The organism is Candidatus Aegiribacteria sp. (assembly GCA_021108005.1).
Taxonomy (GTDB): Bacteria; Fermentibacterota; Fermentibacteria; order Fermentibacterales; family JCC-6; genus Aegiribacteria.
In genome coordinates this window covers 1-2,197 of the sequence record JAIORS010000007.1, presented here as the reverse complement: position 1 = coordinate 2,197, position 2,197 = coordinate 1, and the positions used below count along the sequence as shown (strand labels likewise).

Below are 2,197 nucleotides of genomic sequence, written 5' to 3'. Positions count from 1 at the left end.
AGACTATTACATTGTTCTCCGAACTGGTGCCCATGTTGAAAAAGTCGGCGATAATGAGGATCGTGTCACCTGCCTTGAACTCGAAGTTCCTGATGTCCGCAGGTGTTCTGGGATACCTCGCCATGACATCGGGAGCGGTTATCCTGATATCAGCAGCGAGGGGGGTGTTCACGAACTCAACAAGCCTGCCCTGACCTGCTTCCAGTGTATCAAGGAACGAGTAGATACCATCGTCCTCTTCCACCGGGATGATGAATCTCCTTGAGTGATCCAGTACAAGCGTCGTCAGGGCATCCTCCGGGAGATCACCCTCGTCAGCAGAGATCGTGTAATTCGTGGTTGCCTGACGGCATTGCCTGTTGACGTAGAAAAGGTAGCAGATGCTCTCCGTGCTGTCTGTGAAGACACGGATCTCAGGAGTGGTATATATAATCGGAAGTGAACCGGGGTGTTCGATAGAGGCTTCCTCTTCGTAACCTTCCCACCACCGGAGAGCGGAAAGCTCCGGAGCTACACTCGCGATCTCACCAAGAGTGCTTCTCATACTGTTCCAGAGCCTTGCGTAGGGCTCGAACTTCCAGAGCAGGTAGTTTTCACGATTCCTCTCCCAGCCGACTATGTCGACGGGTCTATCAAGCAGGTCGTAAAGCGGGTCGAAGTCGTACGGGGAATCGATGAACGGGGGATAGGAGTCTGGGGGGATGAAGTAGAAATCATCGGTTGGTCTATCCCTGTACACCCACTCCTCATAGGGAGCATCGAAGGGAATGTTGTTCTGATCGAGGAGACCCGCCTCGGAAGCGGAGGCTTCGCAGTAGCTGACCAGGCAGTGAGGCGAAAAGCCCTTTGCCTGTCTGAGGAGGGCTGTGTTGCAGGACATCAGGAACTCCTGCGGCGTGGGAATGCGGTAGTTGTAGGAGCCGTAATCCACAAAGTACTGCGAGAGTGTATCATCCCATGTCCACATATCCTCTCCCCCCGCCCTTCCGAACGCCTGTGGATTGAAGAGCACGGAGACTTCCCTGTTCTGGTCCAACCCGAACTCCCATGCGGTGATGAAGGTAGAGTCCATCCCCTCCTCGAAGTGTTCCAGGAGCCAGGATTCGAGCTCTCCACCCAATGTAGGCTCGTAAGGCAATGTATCCTGATACGTAATCCCCACCTGTCTGAAGGGATAGCAGTTCACCAGGAAGAAGTCGGGAGAATTATCCACCGGTCCGGGGAGGGGCGGAATGCTGTACATCTGGTACTCCATGGACAGGAAGGACCGGACCGCATTGGCCTGGTCAGTGAAGGTGGGCGGAGGATAATAGGGTGTAAGGTTGTTCGTTCCTGCCCAACTCGTGATAGTGTGCATGATGGAGAACGTGTTGGTCAGCTCACGGTCTTCGTCCTCAAGCCTTACATGATATCTGAGCCAGGAGAGTACACCGGTCCGGTCGACCTCTTCAAGGGTGGGGAGGTAGAGGGTTGTGTCGAGATCGGCCCTGTATATGGAATCCCTGTTCTGCGTGAACATGGACGGGATGTAATTGTCCAGCTCGTAGTAGCCGGTGGCTGAGGAATCATGAACCATCCTGTTCCACTGATGCGCAGGCGCTTCGTTGAAGCCTGTGTAGAACCATACACATGATTCGTCGGCAAGCTCGTCAGCTATCTCCTCTGCTGCCTCTTCCAAAAGTGCCTTCATTGAGTCCGCATCGAAGACTGCGATCAGTATGTCAGGTCCCGTGTAGGTGGTATCGGCTACAACGATGCCGCGCCAGACAGGATGTCCATATGCTGAATCGGAACCGAATGGTTCATCGCTGATTCTTTGCAGCCCAGGTGTCAGGATAGTGCCCCCATTCCAGTATCTCGCCCGGCGCCAGGCACAGATACATGCCAGTAGCCTCTGCCGGAGGTACTATGTCCTCCTCCATCTGCCATGCGCGGTAGTCTCCGCAGTGGATGCCGTCAAAGCCCATCCAGGAGAGAAGGCAGAGGAACCCGGTATCTACGTCCAGATAACTGGGTCTCTGGGCTATTACGGGGAGTGTATTGGCAGGAGGGGAATCGGAAAGCAAAGGGGTTGCTGATAACATTAGAAGGGCGAGGATAAAGAACGGTGTGATTACCCTGACCATCAGAGGGAGGAATGACATAATTGACCTCCATCAAAGTAAACAGATAATTAAATTATACTATTCAGAGAGGC

At 53.7% G+C, this 2,197-nt stretch carries 2 protein-coding genes; both read right to left on the bottom strand.

The window, feature by feature from the left end; all coding sequences use genetic code 11:
• Positions 1-1,690 (bottom strand): hypothetical protein (locus tag K8S15_00330; protein MCD4774479.1); only part of this gene is annotated, 1,690 nt, incomplete at its 3' end.
• A 112-nt stretch (positions 1,691-1,802) separates the two neighbouring features.
• A complete protein-coding gene (locus tag K8S15_00325) occupies positions 1,803-2,144 on the bottom strand; it encodes a hypothetical protein (protein ID MCD4774478.1) in 342 nt (113 codons plus the stop codon).
• Positions 2,145-2,197 lie beyond the last annotated feature (53 nt).

What these genes read in the sequence shown, in the direction of transcription:
- K8S15_00325 (MCD4774478.1), bottom strand. Translation starts at nt 2,144, where the DNA reads ATGTCATTCCTCCCTCTGATGGTCAGGGTAATCACACCGTTCTTTATC.